Origin of the sequence: Cohnella sp. SGD-V74 (assembly GCF_003001675.1) — a bacterium.
Lineage (GTDB): Bacteria > Bacillota > Bacilli > Paenibacillales > Paenibacillaceae > Cohnella.
In genome coordinates, this window is sequence record NZ_PVYW01000016.1 from 166,221 (window position 1) to 185,271 (window position 19,051).

Consider the following 19,051-nt stretch of genomic DNA (forward strand, 5'->3'; position numbering starts at 1 on the left):
ACCGATGAGCGACAATAGAAAAAAGAGAATGAAGGGGCCGCTGGCCCGCGAAGCGCAAATTACCGGATGGCTGTTTATTTCTCCCATGGTGCTCGGCTTTACGCTGCTGCTGCTGTTCCCGATGGGGCTGGCGCTGTACATGAGCTTCACGGATTGGCCTCTGCTGGGCAGCCATCGCTATATCGGCCTCGACAACTATCAGCACATTATGAACGATTCTCTGTTCTGGAAGGTGCTTGGCAATACGGTCTATTTTACGGTCGGACTCGTGCCGCTGAACATCGTGCTGGCGCTCCTGCTCGCGCTGCTGCTGGCCAGAAGCATGCGGGGCATCGGGCTGTTCCGCACCGCGATCTTCGTGCCGGTCATGACTTCGCTGATCGTCTGGTCGATCGTGTGGAAATACATGTTCGCGACCGACTCGGGACTGATCAACCAGCTTCTGACCGCCTTGAACATTCAAGGCCCTGCCTGGCTGTACGATACGAAGCTGGCGATGCCGGCCGTCATCGTGACGAGCGTGCTGAAAAACGTCGGCCTGAACATGGTGCTGTTCATCGCCGCGCTCCAGCAGGTGCCCGCATCGCTGTACGAAGCGGCCAAGCTGGACGGCGCGAGCCGGACGAAGTCCTTTTTCAACGTGACGCTTCCGATGATTACGCCGACGATTTTCCTTACGGTCGTCATGACCGTGATCGGATCGCTGAAGGTGTTCGGGCAAATTTTCGTCATGACGCAGGGCGGACCCAGCAACAGCACGAAAGTGCTCGTCTACTACATTTGGGAGAAGGCATTTAAGCTGTTCCAGCTCGGCTACGCTTCGGCGCTCGCTTTCGTCCTGTTCTTCGTCGTGCTCGTGCTGACATTGGTGCAGTGGCAGCTTAGAAAGAGGTGGGTGTTCAATGAAAGCGACGCATAAGAGCGCAGGCTCCTGGCGCAAATCGTTCGGCACGGCGGGCACCTACGCGGCGCTTGGCGCGATCTCGCTCGTGATGATGGTTCCTTTTCTATGGATGATCTCGACGTCCTTCAAGGAGCCGCAGGAAGTGTTCAAGTACCCGCCGCAGCTCATTCCTACGACCTTCCGGTTTCAAAACTACGCGGATGTGTTCGATCTGATCCCGTTCGAATGGTTCTACTTCAACAGCGTCTACATCGCCGCGCTCGTCGTGGGCGGGACGGTGCTGTTCGCTTCTCTGGCCGGCTACGCCTTCGCCAGAATTCCGTTCACGGGCAGGAACGCCGTGTTCCTCGTGCTGCTCAGCGCGATGATGATCCCGCACGAGGTGACGGCGATCCCGATGTTCTTGTTCATGCGCGAGATCGGGTGGATCGATACGCATTTGCCCTTGATTTTGCTGCCGATTTTCGGTGCGGGCGGGGTATTCGGCATTTTCGTCATGCGGCAGTTTTTCATCACGGTTCCGAAGGAGCTGGAGGAAGCGGCGATGATCGACGGATGCAGCCGGCTGCGGATTTACGCCCAGATTATGCTGCCGATCGCGAAGCCGGGCCTGGCGACGCTGACGATTTTCACTTTCGTGACCAACTGGAACGAATTTTTCGATCCGCTGATCTTTATCAATACGCGCAGTCTGATGACGCTGCCGCTTGGCTTGTCGCTGTTTACGGACGAGGTCGGGACGGCATGGCATCATCTGATGAGCGCGACGGTGATGGCGACGGTGCCGTTGCTGGTTATCTTCTTCCTGGCGCAGCGGCAGTTTATCCAGGGCGTGGCGATGACGGGGTTAAAAGAATAGAGAAGACGGGAGTGGCTTGCTGATGAAAAAGATAGAGGCGGACGTTGTCGTCGTCGGGGGAGGACCTGCGGGGGTAGTCGCGGCAATCGCGGCGGGACGGCAAGGAGCGAAGACGATTCTTGCGGAGAGATACGGATTCGTCGGCGGGATGTCCACGGCGGCGATGGTGTATCCGTGGATGACGTTCCATGCGGACAGTGGCGAGCAGGTCATTCGGGGCATCGCGCAGGAGATTGTCGACCGCCTGATCGAGCAGGGAGGCTCTCCCGGCCATCTGCGGGATACGGTCGGATTCGTGCATACGGTGACGCCATACCATCCCGAAATCTATCAGGTCGTGGCGATGGACATGCTGCGTGAAGCGGGCGTAAAGCTGTATCTTCACAGCTTCGTGGACGAGGTGGACGCTGCGGATGGCACGATCCGCTCGGTGCGGATTACGACGAAGTCCGGGAAAATCGAGCTGGCGGGACGGGTATTCGTGGATGCGAGCGGAGACGCGGACGTCGCTTACTTATCCGGTACGCCGACACTGCAAGGGCGCGACGGCGACCTGCAATCGCAGCCGATGACGATGAAGTTCCGGATGCGCGGCGTCGATCTGGAGCAGGTCAAAGCGTATATGATCGCGAATCCCGACAATTTCTACAAGAAGACGCCGATCGCGGAGCTGCCGGATTTGCCGCTGACGGGCGTATGCGGTTTCTATTCCCAGTGGAAGGAGTCCGGCGTGCCGATCAACCGCGATCAGGTGCTGTTCTTCACCGGTCCGGCGCACGACGAGGTGCTGATCAACTGCACGAGGGTGCAAGGGCTCGACGGCACGAACGTGGAGGATCTGACCCGCGCCGAGGAGGAAGGGCGCAAGCAGGTGCTGATGATGGCGGAGTTTCTGAAGCAGGACGTGCCGGGCTTCGCGCGCGCTTCGGTGTCGGCCGTAGGCACGCAGATCGGCATTCGCGAGACGCGGCGCATCGTCGGCCTGTATTCGCTGACGAAAGAGGATGTCGTCGACGGCCGGAAGTTCGAGGATGCGATTGCCCGCAGCGGTTATCCGATCGACATCCACGATCCGTCGGGCAAAGGCGTGACCGCCTCCTGGATCGCGGGCGACGGTACGTACGATATTCCGTACCGCTGCCTGGTTCCGCAAGGCACCCGCAATTTGCTGGCGGCGGGCAGATGCATCTCCACGACGCACGAAGCGCTCGCCACGACGCGGCTTACGCCAAGCTGTATGGCGACCGGGCAGGCCGCCGGCACCGCCGCCGCTTTGGCGGCTCTCGGAGGCGTGACCCCGGGAGAAGTGGATGTTGCGCGGCTGCGCGAGGCTTTGATCGCAGATAAGGCGTATCTTTGAGCGACTCCGCATTCATGGCGGCATGGCTCTGAAATCGTTGAACGAGCCGCAGCGATCGCGGCAGCGCTCTGAACACGGCAAATCCCGCAAGGCGCAGCGATGCGCTCGGCGGGATTTTTTTCGTGCTGGGGCAGTTGTTCCATTAGTTCGTTGTAGAGCTTCATTAATGCGGCTTCGTCGCTCCCTGCTGCTTGTATGCGCTCTTTGAAGCCAGAGACGACGTCGCAGCCTTCTTCATGACGCTGTAAGGCTTCCAATCTTACAAGTTCAGCAAGCGGCTCCCGCCGCTCGTTGTCGCTTGTCAGGTTATCCCCGACATTCTTTATTATCGATTTTCAAAAAAACTTACAATATAGAACAAAATTAGAAAGGTAAATAATTCCAATTGTCGAAATTTTATACTATATAAATGGTCCTAATGGAGAGCGAAGGAGTCCTGAAAATGAGTGTACTAAGATTAAAATGGAATTATTTGATTGTTTTTGGGCTGATAGCAGGTCTCTTTTTGCCTAGTCACTCCATGGCGCAAGAGGCGGAAGTGAGTCCCCACACGATAATCGTGACGATTAATCAAATTCCTGTGTATGTTCAACAAAAAGACCCGTCCTTGATTCGGAATAAATTGTTTTTCGAAGAGAAGCATGGTTTTCTTGTGCAGCTACCCGGAACAAATGCTACAGGGACAGTAACCTTCTATGGAAAGAAGGGTTTTATTCACGAGGTTTTTTTCTGGTAAAAGGAAATCGTTAAGGAGAGGATTTGCGCGCATTACAAGAAAGCCCGTATTTCCCAAAGGGAGTACGGGCTTTCGCTTTTCACCCCACCGCTTCCCGTTTCCGGAAAAACGTCTTCAGAGCGTTGTAGATTTCACCTTTTTCCTTGATGACGTAGTAGAGAAATTGCTGGTGCTCCAGATGCTTGTAAGCCGACATCAGCGTGCTGCTCCGGTTGTACTGATTCACTTCCCCGTAGCCGAAAATGTTCGACCGCTCCAACAGCTCCTTGATCAGCCGCACGCACCGCTCGTTGTCGCTCGTCAGGTTATCCCCGTCCGAGAAATGGAACGGATAAATGTTGTACAGCGACGGAGGATAGCGGCTGTCGATAATCTCCAGCGCCTTGACGTATGCGGATGAGCAGATCGTGCCGCCGCTCTCGCCGCGGGTGAAGAACTCCTCTTCGGTGACTTCCTTCGCCTCCGTATGATGGGCGATAAAGACGATGTCTACTTTTTCATATTGCCGCCTTAAAAACCTGCTCATCCAGAAGAAGAACGACCTCGCGCAATATTTCTCGAACGAGCCCATCGATCCGGATGTATCCATCATCGCCAGAATGACCGCGTTGTTTTGCGGCTTAACGATTTCCTCCCACGTCTTGAAGCGCAGATCGTCGGGGGAGATGCCTCCGATCTCGGCGCGGCCATCCCGCGAGTTGCGGCGCAGGTTTTCGAGAATCGTCCGCTTTTTGTCGATGTTGGACATGATGCCTTTGCGCCTGACGTCGGTAAAACGCACGTCTTTGACTTCAATCTGCTGTTTGTCTTTTTTCTTCAAATAAGGAAGCTCCAGCTCCTCGAACAGCATCGACTCCAGCTCGGCGATGGAGATTTCCGCTTCGACGACGTCGTCGCCCGGATCGGAGCCAGCGCCTTCCCCTTTGCCGCCGGCCGGCTTCGGATCGACGCCCAGCACGTCTCCGACTTGACTGTCTCCGTTTCCTTGTCCGACATGCTTCTTCTTGTTCGTGTTGAAGACGAATCGGTATTCGTCCAGGCTGCGGATCGGAATTTTAATGATTTGTCGCCCATCGGACATGACGATGTTCTCTTCGGAGACGAGATCGGGCAGGTTCTGCTTGATCGCCTCCCGGACTTTCTGCTGATGCCGCGCCTGATCCTGATAACCTTTACGATGCAGAGACCAGTCTTCCCGGGATAAAATAAACGAGGGATGATTCATGGGCAACCCCCTATCGCTTCGTTGTGAATGGATGTATTACTCAATATATTCAAGTTCGGCCAAACGATGTGTGCGTAATGACGGGACAAGTGGTGAACAGTCTTCTCGTTTGATAGAATAACAAGTAATACTAAGATGGAGTGGAAGAGAAGTGGGGATCAGAGGGAAGAAAGATGAATTATGGAAAGAAGCGAAGTCAGGTGCAAATTGAAGGACGAAGAAATTCGGATGGCTAAGGAGATGGGGCTTAACCCGTTGAGCTTGATTAAGAACATACCTGCTCCGAATCAGCTCTGGAAAGCCCCGGTGAAGCAATGGATTCGCGAAATGTACGAAGAGCGGCTCGAGAAAAGCGCCAGGAGAGCATTGTTGAAGAAAAATGCCGCTAATCCAACGAGCGCCGAATAGCCTCAAGGATATGCGAAAGTGAAGCCAAGCGCCTACTCTTGTTGAAAACTTCGTTTAAGCGCCGCAGCACTTTTTAAATTTTTTACCGCTTCCGCAATGGCAAGGGTCGTTGCGTCCGACTTTTGTAGATTTAACTTGCGAGGCTTGAAGTCCGAGTTTGAGCTGTCTGATTCGCTCCGCTTCCCGGTCGAAGTCCGCCGCCCATTCGGCCAACTCAGGCAAATCGACTCCATTCATGACGCAGTTTACGTACAAATACTGTCTCAGATCCAAATATCCCGAGTCATAACCGTCGTCGATCCGTTTCCTCACGATTGGAATCGCGTCGGTCGATCCCAGCTCGCACAATCCGGCTGCCAGCTTGGTCGCGATCGTAAGATCGTCTTCTTGCTCAAGAAGGCGGAATAAAGCTTGTTCCGACGAAGGCCGTTTGATTTTGCCGAAAATATCCGAAGCGAATAGGCGGTAATCCCCTTCCGAATCTGCTTCGAAACGTTGAGCGGCTTGCCGGACGACTTCGTCCGTTCCGACTTTGACCAACGCTTTGACGGCAACGTCCGGACTCACATCATCGTCCAAAGCCGCCATTTCGATTAAAAACGAAATAGCGGAAGCCAGCTTCAACTCTCCTGCAAGTTTGGCGTAAAAAATCTGCGAATAACTCTCGCTCGGTTTAAGGGCCTCCAACACTTCTTCTTCCGCAATCGCAGCTCTCACGGCTAAAAGTTTGGCAAGTTCTTCTCCGTACCGAACATCGATCTCGTTGTAGTATTTTCCTTCGGTCGACTCGATAAATTCGTTAAACTGCTGAATCAGCTGTTTATCGGAGAACTGCGCAAGCTCGATTCGCGCTTGGATCGCTTTGGCCAGGTTGTTCGAATAGGCAGAGATTTCCGGCATGACGGCAAGCAGTAGGGGGACATCCGCATTCATTAACGTGAGCGATAGATGAATTTGGGTTTGCGCGTCGGTCGCGGTCGAATTCAGAAGCTCGAGCACTTCCTCGATCGTCTTCTGCGTATGCGGAAAAGAATAGCCGTGATGAAGATAATAGGTTTCATCCTTCTTGACTCTTCTTAACCTCTGGAGAAATAACGGCATCAGCTCTTCGTCAAGCAAGTACGAATCAGCAAAGTACTCCGTAGCGAAGTTGGCGACCCGAACGTCATCGTGAAGGATGAACGGCTTTACTTGTTTAGGGGCTAACATGCTTCAACAACCTTTCTGGGGGAAATGGCGATTACCATAAATTATTGTAGCAGAAAACGTCGGTAATGAACTGCAATTGCGCATTCAACAGATTAGAATAAGAAAATAAGAGAAGAAGGGACGGTTGCTTTCATGAAGTTCATACATACCGCCGACTGGCATCTGGGCAAGCTGGTTCAGGGCGTCTACATGACGGACGACCAGCGTTACGTGCTGGAACAATTAATAGCAACGATAGAAGAAGAGAGACCCGACGCGGTGATCGTAGCCGGAGATTTGTACGACCGGGCCATTCCGCCGACAGAAGCCGTCGAACTGCTGGACGAGCTGTTCGAGCGCATCGTCATCGGGCTGAACACGCCGCTGCTGGCGATCTCGGGCAACCACGACAGTCCGGACAGGTTGTCGTTCGGTACGGCCATTATGGAGGCGAGGGGGCTGCACCTGGTCGGCCAGCTCAAGGCCGAGCACAAGCCGGTCGTGCTGCGGGACGATGACGGAGAAGTTCACTTCCACCTCGTGCCTTACGCCGATCCGGCCCAGGTTCGTTACATACTCGGAGATGACGGCATTCGTACGCACGACGACGCGATGAAGGCGATTGTAGGGAGGATCGAAGCGGAGATGGATCGCGCTGCGCGACACGTGTTCGTCGGGCATGCGTTCGTGACGCCGGGCGCAAGGCCGGAGGAAAACACGAGCCAGTCCGAGCGTCCGCTGGCGATCGGGGGAGCGGAGCACGTGCACGCCGAATATTTCTTCGGCTTCCATTATGCGGCGCTTGGCCATCTGCACCAGGCGCACCACGTCGGCGACGAGCGGATTCGCTACGCCGGCTCTCCTCTGAAATATTCGATCTCCGAGGAGAATCATCGCAAAGGCTTCTTCATCGTCGAGCTCGACGAGGCAGGGAACGTATCGGTGGAGAAAAGGGAGCTGAAGCCCCGCCGCGACATGCGACGCATTGCCGCGCCGATCGAGGAGCTCGAGCGGCATCCGGTATGCGACGATTACGTGTTCGTGACGCTGCTGAACGACAATCCGGTGCTGTTCCCGATGGAGAAAGTTCGCGCCGTATATCCGAACGCGCTGCACGTCGAACGCAGGACGGTATCTTCCGTCGCTGCGGAAGGCGCGGAAGCGGCGGCTGGCAGAACGGCCAGAAGGGAAGCCGACCCGGTCGCGCTGTTCGCGGCGTTCTATCAGGAAGTGAAAGGCATGCCGCTGACTCCGGACAAGCAGGAGTTGTTCGCGGAAGCGTACGCGGCCGTCTTGCGCGAGGAAGGGGGAGCGGGATGAAGCCGATTCGAATCAGCATGACGGCGTTCGGCCCTTACCGGGACGAGGAAACGATTGATTTCGAGGCGCTCGGGGACCGGAGACTGTTCGTCATCTCAGGAAATACCGGAGCGGGCAAGACGACGATCTTCGATGCGATCTGCTTCGCGCTGTACGGCAGCGCCAGCGGAGAGGACCGCGCGGAGCCGCGGATGCTGCGGAGCCATTTCGCGGATGACGACGTTCATACGTCGGTGGATTATCATTTTGCGGTCGGCGCGCGGACATACCGCGTATTCCGGCAGATGCCCCATCGCCGGGGCACGAACAAGAGCGAGACTGGAGGCAAGGCGGAGCTGTACGAGACGACCGGGGGCGAAGAGATCCCCAGCGTCGATCGCTTCACCGTCTCGGACGTGAACGCCAAGATCGAAGCGCTGCTCGGCCTCACCCGGGAGCAGTTCGGACAGATCGTCATGCTGCCGCAGGGGGAATTCCGCAAGCTGCTTACTTCCGATACGGAAAACAAGGAAGAGATTTTGCGGCGGATTTTCCGGACGGGGCTGTATCAGAAGATCGAGGACCGGTTCCAGCGGCAAAATCGCGAGCTGCAGGAGGCGCTTAAGCAGGCGAAGGCGATGCAGGACGTGTACGCCAAGCAGGCGCAGCAATCGCTGCCGCAGCGGGAGGGAAGCACGCTTGCGGCGACGCTGCTTCAGGAATACAGCAGTATGGCGCAAGTGTCGGATGGATTGGCGCAGGAAATCGCCTATTACGAAGCGCTTGCCGAGGAGATCGGCCGCGGCAAAGCCGAGCTGGAAGCGCGGCTGCAAGCGAGCGAGTCGGCTTTGCGCGAGGCGCTGGCGCTGGAGGCGAAGTTCGCGCAGCTTGCGGAGAAGCGCGAGCAGCTCGGACGGCTCGAGGAGCGCAAAGCCGAGGCGGACGAGAGCGAGCGGCTGCTGAAGCTGGCCGAGCAAGCGTCGCGGCTGCTGCCGTACGAGGAGCAGGCGCTGGAGGCGGCGCGCCAGGACGAGCAGAAGCGCGGCGCGCTTGAGCGCAAGCTGCGGGATGCGGCGGAAGCCGAGCGCGCGCATGCCGAAGCGGAGCGGAGCTACCGTAGCGAGGAGGCTCGGGGCGAGGAGCGCAAGGAGGCGGAACGCGAGCAGACGCGCTTGGCCGAGCTGAAGCCGGTCGTGCAGACGCTCGACGAGCGCCGGCTTGAGGTGGAGCGATTGGCCGCGCAGGAGAAGGCGGTGACCGAGCGGCGGGATGCGGCGGAACGTCAGCTCGAGACGCTGCGCGAAGAACGCCGAGCCGTCGCCGACGGCTTAAAGCTGGCGGAGACGGAATCGGCCAAGCTGCCGGAAGCTCTGGAACGCTATGAACGGCTGAGAAGCAAGTACAAGCTGCTGAAGGAATTGGACGAGCTGGATAAGCGGCTGGAGAGCTGGTCCAAGCTTGAAGAGGAGCTGCAACGCTCAGCCTCCGGGCTCAAGGAAGACCATGATCGCGCGGAGACGCTGTGGCTGGAGGGGCAGGCGGGATTGTTGGCCGTGCATCTTCACGACGGCAAACCGTGCCCGGTCTGCGGAAGCGAGTCTCATCCGGCCAAAGCCGTCCCGGCCTCAAGCGTTCCGACGCGCGTACAACTGCAGGAGGCGAAGGAGCAGCTTCGCGCCGTCGAGCGCGAATTGGGCGAAGCCCGGGCGCAGGCGGCCGCGGCCGGCGCCGGTCGTTCCGGTCGGGCGGAGCTGATCGCCGAATACGGCATCACCGACGAGCCGCTGGGCGAGCAGTTGGCCCGCGCCGAAGCGGAAGGCAAGAGCGTGCGCCAAGAAACCGATCGCTTAAAGCAGCAGGCCGAGGCCGTTCAAGGACGCCGACAGGAAGCCGAGAAGCTGGAGGCTCAGCTTGAGCGGCTGCAAGCTGAGCGCGAACAGCTGCTGGCCGAACAGCACCGTCTGTCGGTGGACAGAAGCGCCAAGCAGTCCGTCTTGGAGAGCGAGCTGGGCCGCGTGCCCGAGCCGTTGCGCTCCCTGGACAAGCTCGCTGCCCGCTATCGCGAGCAGTCCGCTCTTGTTGAGCGGTTGAACGCCTCTTGGCTGGAGGCGCAGCGCCGACTGCAGAACACGCAGGCGAAGCTCGTGGAGGAGAAAACCAATGTTGCCCAAGCGACCAGCCAGCGGCAGGAAGCTGAGCAACAGCGCAAACAAGCCGAAGAGCGCTTCGCCGAGCAACTGGCCAACGTCGGCTTCGATACGGCGGAGAAGTATCGCGCCGCCAAAATGTCCGAGCCCGACCGCCAGCGTCTAGCCGCCCTGATCGAGCAATTCAGGCTTCAAGTGACGACCTTGATTCAGCAAATCGCCGAACTGGAGCGCGATCTGAGCGGCAAGATTCGCCCGGACACGGCATCGCTTCAAGCGGCGATGGACGAATTGAAGGGTCAACTGGAGCGGATTGTCGCCGAACTGCATGCCGTCGGCGGGCACGAACGCGAAGCCCGGAGGCTGCTGGCCGCGATCTCCGAAGCCGAGGCTCGATTCCGCGACCTGGAACAGCAACAGCAGCGGGTGACGGATATTTATCAGATGCTCAAGGGCGATAATCCGCTGAAAATTTCGTTCGAACGCTATATTCTGATCGAGTTTCTTGAACAAATTCTGCACGCGGCCAACGTTCGATTGACTGACTTGTCCAACGGACAATTCAGATTGGAGCGCAGCGACAGGCTGGAATCGCGCGGCAAGCAGAGCGGACTCGGACTTGACGTGTACGACGCCTATACCGGACTGAATCGCGACGTTAAGTCGATGTCCGGCGGAGAGAAGTTCAACGCCTCGCTCTGCCTCGCCCTCGGAATGACCGACGTCATCCAGGCTTACCAGGGGGGCGTGTCGATCGAAATGATGTTCATCGATGAAGGCTTCGGCTCGCTGGACGAGGACTCGCTGAACAAGGCGATCGCGACGCTCGTCGACCTTCAGCGATCCGGCCGCATGATCGGCGTCATCTCGCACGTGCAGGAACTGAAGATGGCATTCCCGGCAGTCCTTGAAGTCAGCAAGACCAAGGAAGGCCACAGTCGTACGAAGTTTATCGTTAAGTAGTTCACGTCGAAGCTAAGCCTGCAGCGAGGCGGATACGGAACAGGACGCGGAGCCGAATTCGGTTCCGTATCTGTTCCACGTCTCGTTTCGCATCCCGTTCCGTATCTCGCTCTGTATCTCGCTCTGCATCTCGATCCACATCCCGTTTCGCATCCCGTTCCGTATCCCGTTCCGTATCTCGCTCTGCATCTCGATCCACATCCCGTTTCGCATCCCGTTCCGTATCTCGCTCTGCATCTCGATCCACATCCCACTCCGTATCTCGTTCCGCATTATTCGGAAGCGAGGCTCGGACCTCGGGGCTCGCGAAGCCTTCCATACTCGTTCAGCGTGTAGATGGTCGTGCAGGTGGATGTAATCAGCTTTAACAACGCCTCCGAGGGATGATGGGCGTTGTTGCTGCGAAAGCGGTATTCACAATAATAGTACGGTCGACTCCATCTAGGAACGCGGCCGTAATATTTGCGGACGAAGGAACGGGCCCTTCTGAACATTAACTGCATCGCGCGTCTGACGATCGGCTGCTGGGCCGATCGTTTTTCTCGGTTCCAGAAATCGAAAAGCGGGCCGGATTCCGATTTGTGCATAGCTAATCTGATTTTATGAATCAACCGCTCAGCGGAGCGGTACTGAAGTTTAAGTGTATTAGCAAGCTTGCGCGCCGAACAGCGGCGGCCGGAAGCAACCCAATAAAATGCCACCATCCAGTAGCGAAGCGGCAGCCTCGTGCGGTGCATCAGCGTATTGGAGGTGAGAGACGTTTGCGTCTTGCAATTGGCACATTCGTATACGTTCCGCGTCTTGATCAGGCAGTACCGCATATCGCCGCACTTGGTGCAAATGAACCCTCGCGGCCAGCGGACGGCGAACAGGAAATCCCGGCAAGCCTGCTCATCCGAAAAGCGGGCCATGAACCTGCGAATCGACATCAAATGAAACGTCCTCCCTCCAAAAAAAAACGAACGTTTGTTCTCATCTAGATTTTACCAAGCGTATGTTCTTATGTCAATGAAAACCTGCTATAAAATGATCAACCGTGGCATTTTTATGGATTTTTCTGGATATTGAGACGGTTTTGTGTGTCTATTTCGAGTTCCCTGAGTAAATGACAGAGGGGGGGAGAACGAGAGTCGCAGGGACGGATTTGCAATTGGCTCAAGTTGGACGAAAACGAGATACACAACGGCAGGAGAGTTAGGTGAGAGGGGGGGAGTCGTAGAGCAGGGTTTTGGGCGAGAGGTGCAGGGACCGGGATCTGCAATTGACTCAGGTTGGGTCAAAATGAGATACAACGTCGTAGGCGGAGAGAAAGCAGCGGGAAGAAGGAAAGAGGAAAGAGGAAAGAGGAAAGAGGAAAGAGGAAAGAGGGGCACAGGCATTCTCGCAGGAGAGAATGCCTGTGAATGGAGGGCGGAATCGCATGTTCCGTCGTTCGAGTTAAGAGTCTGTGCTGGGATAGTCCGGTCTGGTCAGAACAGTCCGAGCGGCTATAGGCCGGCGAGGCCGATCAGGAAGAGCAGCGCGATGAACAGGAGGGGGAGGCCATTGAAGACGGTCCCGAGGATCGCGAACACTTTCTTGTAGCCGGGGCGTGCCAGGGCGACGATGCCGAGGATGAGCCCGACGAGGATGACCAGGATCAGCAATGGGTAGAAGACCAGGTAGCCGACGTAGGGCTGGATTTTGTCCACGATTTCTTCGTCGGACATCAAGCGGTTGCCGTTGTCGTCCACGATCTGCGTAATGTCGATGGTCTGGAAGAACAGGGAGATCAGGGCAATCGTCAATATGACGAAGGAGACGATGCCGACAAGCGACAGCACGAAGGACGCGATGCCCAGGCCGCTGTGCTTGAGCGGTTGGGGCGGCTGGCCGTCAATCTGTGAGAGGGCGCCGCGGTTCGCAAATTGTTCATCCTTTTCGAACGGTTCGTTCATGACTTTACACCTCATTCAGGATATGATAGATGTTGAAATGCTGTCCAAATTCCAAGGAGGATAAACCCCGCATGAATAAGTATACAAAAATTGGTGCCCTTGCGGCTATGCTTTCTGTCGTTCTCGGAGCATTCGGAGCCCACATTTTGGAAGATCGGCTCACGGCGGACGCGCTGGACGTCTACGATACCGGCGTTCAATATCACATGTTCCACTCCGTCGGCATTCTGCTCATCGCTCTTCTGATGGATCGGCTTCCTTCGCCGAAGCTGGCGATCTGGGCCGCGAGGCTGCATATCATCGGAATCATCCTGTTTTCCGGGAGCCTGTACGTCCTGGCTTTCAGCGGGGTTAAAATTCTCGGAGCCATTACGCCGCTCGGGGGCGTTGCGTTCATCGCAGGCTGGATCTGCATCGCTTTGGCCGCCCGAAAGGACAAGAAATAGAAAATTATGGGCTACACATCTACGCCATTTGATCTATAATAGATGTATTATCCTAGAGTAGTCACCCATGGCGGAGGAAGGACGTAGCCTCGTGAACGGATGGTCCAACGACGGACTTTGGCTGGCGGGTATCGCCGGCATTGCAGCACTGACCGCAAGCGCCGCTTCATTAGGCTGGATATTCTCGCGCAAACGTTATCGGACCGAGCAGTCGGGTCCTGTTTATCAATGGGAATTGTTGAATTCGCTTTACACGCACAGCCCGATCGCTTTCGCGGTGATCGACCGGCATGGGCGATTCATGGACATTAACCGCGATCCGTCCGATATGGTCGGATACGGCAAAGAGGAATTGAACGGCATTTCGTTCGAGACGATGCTGGCCGACGAATCCAGGGAGCAGACAAGGCTTGTTTTCCAACGGACGCTTCAAGGGGAAACCTGCTCCAGGGAAATCAAGGTCATACATAAGCAAGGACACGCGATTGATCTGAACATTCATACTTCGCCGCTGGTCAGAAGGAACAGGACGATCGGCATTCTCGTATTCATCGAAGATATCAGCGACCGCAAGCGCTCGCTCGAGCGCATACGCTATATGGCCTATTACGACGACATGACGGGGCTGCCGAACAGGCAGTTTTTTATGAATCGCCTTGAAGAGAGGCTCCTGTCGGCCAAGGAAAGCGGGAGGCCTCTTGCCGTCTGCTATATCGACGTGGACCATTTCAAGCTGATCAACGCGTCGTTCGGACGCGATTTCGGCGACATGCTGCTGCTGCAGATCGCCGAGCGGCTCAGCCGCAGTCTGTCCGTGCCGGGAGATCTCGCGCGCATGGAAGGGGACGAGTTCGCGGCTTGTTTGGAGTCGCTGGAAAACGCGGACGACATATCCAGACGTGTGAACGCCCTGATATCCGTCATGAAGGAGCCGTTCGAATTGAACGGCGTGCCGGTTCACGTGACGGTCAGCATCGGCGTCTCCGTCAGTCCGGACGGCTCGGACGACGCCGCCACGATGCTGAAGCGCGCCGACGCCGCACTGCATCGCGTGAAGGTCAACGGCAAGAACGACTATTTGCTGCATTCCGGCGACATGGATCATATCGCGATCGAGAAGCTGACCATCCAGCACGAAATGCACAGGGCGCTGAAGAACAAGGAATTCGTGCTGCACTATCAGCCCCAGTACGATCTGGCTTCCGGCCAGATCGTCGGCATGGAAGCGCTCGTCCGATGGCAGCATCCCGAACGCGGGCTTGTCTCCCCCGGGGAGTTCATTCCCGCGGCGGAGGAGAGCGGTCTGATCGTGCCGCTCGGCGAATGGGTGATCGAAGAGGCTTGCAGGCAGAACAAGGCTTGGCAGGACGAGGGATTGCTTAATATCCCCGTATCGGTCAATTTGTCGTTTCGGCAGTTCTCTCAGCGGAATTTGACGGGCAAAATTTCCGAAATTTTGCGTCAGACCGGTCTCCACCCCCGTTATTTGGAGCTCGAGATTACGGAGAGCATGACGATGGACGTCGAACGAGCCTCGCAATATTTGAAAGAGCTGACCGATCTGGGGGTCAATATCAGTATCGACGACTTCGGGACGGGGTACAGTTCGTTTCATTATCTGAAAAATCTGCCGATCGCCCGCCTGAAAATCGATCGTTCCTTCGTCAGGGACATCGAGCAGGACCCGGGAGACGCGGCGATCGTCGCGGCCATCATCTCGATGGCGCATAACTTGCAGATGCAGGTCATTGCCGAAGGGGTCGAGACGAAGGACCAAGTTCATTTTCTGCGCTCTCACCGCTGCGACGAAATGCAGGGTTATTTCGGCAGTCCTCCGCTGTCCAGCTCGGGCGCGCAAGATCTGCTGCTGGAGAAACTCAACCGTCCCGCGCTGCCCAATTATCACTAGACATCTCTCCCTTGCGAAGAGCGGAAGAGGGTCGCTTCGGCGATCCTTTTCTTTTTTTTGTGCATAAAATAGCAATCATTCGGCATTTGTCAATAGGTCATCTTTCACCTTGACACCCACAATATCTTGATATAAATTGGATGTTGTCGCTATACATATTGTGTTGAGGTCAAAGAAAGGAGAATGAATGGCATGCTGATCGCCTATGATTCCAAGACAGGTAACGTACGGAGGTTCGTAGAGAAATTAAAGCTTCCTTCGGTTCAAATCGAGGAATCCATGGATCTGGATCAGCCCTTCGTTCTCATTACGTATACGACGGGTTTCGGTCAAGTACCGGAGAGGGTCGCTTCGTTCTTGAAGAAGAACCATCGGAAGCTGTGCGGGGTATCCGCCAGCGGCAACCGCAATTGGGGGGACGGATTCGCGCTGAGCGCGGATCGCATCGCGGAGATGTACGGGGTGCCCGTCATCAGCAAGTTCGAGTTGTCCGGCACGACGAAGGACGTTGAGAGATTCGTACAGGAGGTGCGCGCAGTTGCGTCATATTGAACTGAACAACTTATTGATGCAAAGAGATACGGAAGGGTTCTTCCAATTGGACAAAGATCGCGAAGCCGTCGCCGAGTTCATGGAGGACGTCTACCGCAAAAGCGTAAAATTCGCCAGCCACCGCGAGAAGGTTCGCTACATGCTGGATAACAACTACTACGAAGACGTCTACGAACGCTACTCCGAAGAGGAAGTCGATCAAATCTACGAATTGACCCACGCGTACCGCTTCCAATTCAAATCCTATATGGCCGCCTCCAAGTTCTATACCGACTATGCCGTCAAGACAGACGACAAGACGCGATATCTTGAGCACTTCCCCGATCGGGTGTCGATCGTGGCGCTGCATTTGGCCAGAGGGGACTTCCAAGTGGCCCGTGCCTTGGCGGCTTCCATGATGGAGCAGCGCTTGCAGCCGGCTACGCCGACGTTCCTGAACGCGGGCAAGAGCCGTCGCGGGGAGATGGTGTCCTGCTTCTTGCTCGAGATGGACGACTCCCTCAATTCGATCAACTACGTGATCGGAACTTGCATGCAGCTGTCCAAGATCGGCGGGGGCGTGGCGGTAAACCTGTCGAAGATCCGCGGACGCGGCGAGTCGATCAAGGGCGTAGAAGGCGCGGCGAAGGGCATCATGCCCGTGTTGAAGCTGATGGAGGACGCCTTCTCCTATGCCGACCAGATGGGTCAGCGCAAAGGCTCGGGCGCAGGCTACTACAACATTTTCGGATGGGACGTTATCGAGTTCCTCGACAGCAAGAAGATCAACGCGGACGAGAAAACCCGCCTCAAGACGCTGTCGATCGGCCTGATCGTGCCGGACAAATTCTATCAACTCGCTGAGAAGAACGAGACGCTGCACGTTTTCGCGCCATATACGGTGTTCAAGCACTACGGCCAACACCTGGACGACATGGACATGGACGAGATGTACGAGACGCTGCTCGCCGACGAGCGCGTGAAGAAAAAAGCGGTCATGAGCGCGCGCGACATGCTCGTGAAGATCGCCACGACGCAGCTCGAGTCCGGTTATCCGTACATCATGAACAAATCCAACGCCAACCGCGCACATGCGCTTAAGGATCTCGGCGGCATCAAGATGTCGAACCTGTGCACGGAAATTTTCCAACTGCAGGAAACTTCGGAGATCGGCGATTATTTCGAGCCGGATACGATCCGCAGAGACATTAGCTGCAACCTCGCTTCCTTGAACATCGCCAATGTGATGGACACGCGCAAAATCAAGGAATCGGTGCACGAGGGCATCGTCGGCCTGACGGCGGTCAGCGACATGACGACGGTCTCCAACGCTCCCGGCGTCGCCAAGGCGAACGCAGAGCTGCACTCCGTCGGGCTCGGCGCGATGAACCTGCACGGCTATCTGGCGAAGAACAAGATCGCTTACGAGAGCAAGGAAGCGCGCGACTTCGTTCGCACGTTCTTCATGATGATGAACTTCCATTCCATCGAGAAGAGCATGGAGATCGCCAGGGACACGGGCGTCACTTTCCACGGCTTCGAGCGTTCCGAATACGCCAAAGGTACATATTTCGATCGCTACTTGGAGATCGACTACCGTCCGCAGACGGAACGCGTGAAGACGTTGTTCGCCGGCATCGACGTGCCGTCGCCCGCAGACTGGGCGAACCTGAAAGCCGACGTCGCCGAGCACGGGCTGTACCATGCTTACCGTCTGGCGATCGCGCCCACGCAGAGCATCTCGTACATCCAGAACGCGACTTCGAGCGTTATGCCGATCGTTGAACCGATCGAGACCCGTACTTACGCGAACTCGACGACGTATTATCCGATGCCGTTCTTGAGCAAGGACAACATTTTCTTCTATAAATCGGCTTACCAAATGGATCAGTTCAAGGTCATCGACCTGATCGCCGAGATCCAGCCTCACGTGGACCAAGGCATCTCGACCGTCCTGCACGTGAACAGCGACGTGACGACGCGCCAGCTGTCCCGTTATTACGTCTACGCGGCCAAGAAAGGCCTGAAATCTCTCTATTATACGCGTACAAACCGCCTGTCGGTGGAAGAGTGCATCACCTGCTCGGTGTAAGAGAAGGGACGAGGCGAGCGCCTGAGCCGCCAGCAATCAGGAGGACGAATAATTATGTGCGCGTTAAAAGCCGTTAACTGGAATCGTCCGGACGACGATTTTACGATTACGTTCTGGAATCAGAACATTATGCAGTTCTGGACGGATGAGGAAATTCCGCTCTCGGACGATAAAATGGATTGGATGAACCTGAGCGATCGGGAGCGCGAGCTGTACATGAAAGTATTGGGCGGCTTGACGCTGCTCGATACGGTGCAGGGCGGAGTCGGCATGCCGCGGATTCTCGAGCACGTCGACGGGCTGCAGCGCAAAGCGGTGCTCGGCTTCATGGCGATGATGGAGCAAATCCACGCCAAGTCCTACAGCAGCATCTTCACGACGCTGGCGTCGACGGAAGAGATCGACGGCGTATTCCGCTGGGTCGAAGCGAACCCGTATTTGCAGACGAAGGCCGACACGATCGTTCAGTATTACAACAATATCGAGTCGCCGAAGAGCCTGTTCCTGGCGATGGGGGCTTCGGTGCTGCTGGAAAGCTACTTGTTCTACAGCGGCTTCTTCTATCCGCTCTATCTGGCTGGACAGGGAAAAATGACGAGCAGCGGCGAGGTCATCGACCTTATTTTGCGCGACGAGAGCATTCACGGGCTGTACGTGGGCGTGCTGGCGCAGGAAGTGTACGGCAAGCTCGACGAGAGCGAGCAGAAGGAAGCTTACGAGGTGCTGTACGGACTGCTCATGCATCTTCACCAGAACGAGGAGAAGTATACCGACGAGCTGTACTCGGCGATCGGGCTCGCCGACGAGGTTAAGAAATTCGTCCGCTACAACGCGAACAAAGCGTTCATGAACATGGGCTTCGACCCGGTCTTCCCGGAGGAAGAGGTCAACCCGATCGTGTTCAACGGCATCAGCACGCGCACGAAGCAGCACGATTTCTTCTCGAAGAAAGGCAACGGCTACGTTCGGACGATTCATGTGGAAACGATGACCGACGACGACTTCTTGTTCGATTTCGATAAATAAATAAGTTGCTCGAACAGCAAA

The 19,051-nt window shown here is 56.3% G+C and carries 16 protein-coding genes; 12 read left to right on the forward strand and 4 right to left on the reverse strand.

Going from position 1 to position 19,051, the window contains the following annotated elements:
• Window positions 1-4: 4 nt before the first annotated feature.
• The 4 genes from B0G52_RS23155 to B0G52_RS23170 all read left to right on the forward strand — a co-directional run bounded on the left by B0G52_RS23155 (window position 5) and on the right by B0G52_RS23170 (window position 3,859).
• Window positions 5-919 carry a carbohydrate ABC transporter permease gene (locus B0G52_RS23155; protein ID WP_094047774.1) on the forward strand — a complete coding sequence of 305 codons (915 nt, stop codon included), beginning with the start codon at window positions 5-7 and terminating at the stop codon, window positions 917-919.
• Window positions 903-1,763, forward strand: coding sequence for a carbohydrate ABC transporter permease (locus B0G52_RS23160; RefSeq protein WP_094047775.1), 861 nt, complete (start codon window positions 903-905; stop codon window positions 1,761-1,763). Before B0G52_RS23155 ends, B0G52_RS23160 begins: the two co-directional genes overlap by 17 nt.
• A gap of 22 nt (window positions 1,764-1,785) precedes the next feature.
• Window positions 1,786-3,123 (forward strand): FAD-dependent oxidoreductase, encoded by a 1,338-nt coding sequence (locus B0G52_RS23165; protein ID WP_198960709.1) that lies wholly within the window; start codon window positions 1,786-1,788, stop codon window positions 3,121-3,123.
• Between the two features lie 442 nt (window positions 3,124-3,565).
• Window positions 3,566-3,859: a hypothetical protein gene (locus B0G52_RS23170; RefSeq protein WP_094047776.1), complete on the forward strand. Its 294-nt coding sequence runs from the start codon at window positions 3,566-3,568 to the stop codon at window positions 3,857-3,859.
• Window positions 3,860-3,938: 79 nt separating this feature from the next.
• Here the strand turns inward: B0G52_RS23170 and yhbH are convergent, their stop codons facing one another.
• The gene (gene yhbH / locus B0G52_RS23175; RefSeq protein WP_094047777.1) at window positions 3,939-5,084 is read right to left on the reverse strand and encodes a sporulation protein YhbH; all 1,146 of its coding nucleotides are present in this window, start codon (window positions 5,082-5,084) and stop codon (window positions 3,939-3,941) included.
• A 228-nt stretch (window positions 5,085-5,312) separates the two neighbouring features.
• Here yhbH and B0G52_RS23180 point away from each other — a divergent pair, with 228 nt between their 5' ends.
• Complete coding sequence (locus tag B0G52_RS23180; protein ID WP_198960710.1) at window positions 5,313-5,492, forward strand: hypothetical protein; 180 nt, start codon at window positions 5,313-5,315, stop codon at window positions 5,490-5,492.
• A 54-nt stretch (window positions 5,493-5,546) separates the two neighbouring features.
• Here the strand turns inward: B0G52_RS23180 and B0G52_RS35975 are convergent, their stop codons facing one another.
• Complete coding sequence (locus tag B0G52_RS35975; protein WP_094047778.1) at window positions 5,547-6,701, reverse strand: SEC-C metal-binding domain-containing protein; 1,155 nt, start codon at window positions 6,699-6,701, stop codon at window positions 5,547-5,549.
• Window positions 6,702-6,833: 132 nt separating this feature from the next.
• Between B0G52_RS35975 and B0G52_RS23190 the strand changes: the two genes are divergently transcribed.
• On the forward strand, window positions 6,834-8,000 hold the full coding sequence (locus tag B0G52_RS23190; RefSeq protein ID WP_094047779.1) for an exonuclease SbcCD subunit D: 1,167 nt from the start codon (window positions 6,834-6,836) through the stop codon (window positions 7,998-8,000).
• On the forward strand, window positions 7,997-11,089 hold the full coding sequence (locus B0G52_RS23195) for an AAA family ATPase (RefSeq protein ID WP_094047780.1): 3,093 nt from the start codon (window positions 7,997-7,999) through the stop codon (window positions 11,087-11,089). Before B0G52_RS23190 ends, B0G52_RS23195 begins: the two co-directional genes overlap by 4 nt.
• A 272-nt stretch (window positions 11,090-11,361) precedes the next feature.
• Here B0G52_RS23195 and B0G52_RS23205 read toward each other — a convergent pair whose 3' ends face one another.
• Window positions 11,362-12,018 (reverse strand): transposase, encoded by a 657-nt coding sequence (locus B0G52_RS23205; protein WP_094047782.1) that lies wholly within the window; start codon window positions 12,016-12,018, stop codon window positions 11,362-11,364.
• Window positions 12,019-12,576: 558 nt separating this feature from the next.
• On the reverse strand, window positions 12,577-13,026 hold the full coding sequence (locus tag B0G52_RS23210; protein WP_094047783.1) for a hypothetical protein: 450 nt from the start codon (window positions 13,024-13,026) through the stop codon (window positions 12,577-12,579).
• Window positions 13,027-13,097: 71 nt separating this feature from the next.
• Here B0G52_RS23210 and B0G52_RS23215 point away from each other — a divergent pair, with 71 nt between their 5' ends.
• The 5 genes from B0G52_RS23215 to nrdF all read left to right on the forward strand — a co-directional run bounded on the left by B0G52_RS23215 (window position 13,098) and on the right by nrdF (window position 19,030).
• Window positions 13,098-13,472 (forward strand): DUF423 domain-containing protein, encoded by a 375-nt coding sequence (locus B0G52_RS23215; RefSeq protein ID WP_094047784.1) that lies wholly within the window; start codon window positions 13,098-13,100, stop codon window positions 13,470-13,472.
• 91 nt (window positions 13,473-13,563) lie between these two features.
• Window positions 13,564-15,381 (forward strand): putative bifunctional diguanylate cyclase/phosphodiesterase, encoded by a 1,818-nt coding sequence (locus tag B0G52_RS23220; RefSeq protein ID WP_233162953.1) that lies wholly within the window; start codon window positions 13,564-13,566, stop codon window positions 15,379-15,381.
• 192 nt (window positions 15,382-15,573) lie between these two features.
• Window positions 15,574-15,933 (forward strand): class Ib ribonucleoside-diphosphate reductase assembly flavoprotein NrdI, encoded by a 360-nt coding sequence (gene nrdI / locus B0G52_RS23225; RefSeq protein WP_094047786.1) that lies wholly within the window; start codon window positions 15,574-15,576, stop codon window positions 15,931-15,933.
• Window positions 15,920-18,004: a class 1b ribonucleoside-diphosphate reductase subunit alpha gene (nrdE, locus tag B0G52_RS23230; RefSeq protein ID WP_094047787.1), complete on the forward strand. Its 2,085-nt coding sequence runs from the start codon at window positions 15,920-15,922 to the stop codon at window positions 18,002-18,004. The genes nrdI and nrdE overlap by 14 nt, the downstream gene beginning before the upstream one ends.
• A 54-nt stretch (window positions 18,005-18,058) precedes the next feature.
• The gene (nrdF, locus tag B0G52_RS23235; protein ID WP_094047788.1) at window positions 18,059-19,030 is read left to right on the forward strand and encodes a class 1b ribonucleoside-diphosphate reductase subunit beta; all 972 of its coding nucleotides are present in this window, start codon (window positions 18,059-18,061) and stop codon (window positions 19,028-19,030) included.
• Window positions 19,031-19,051: the final 21 nt, after the last annotated feature.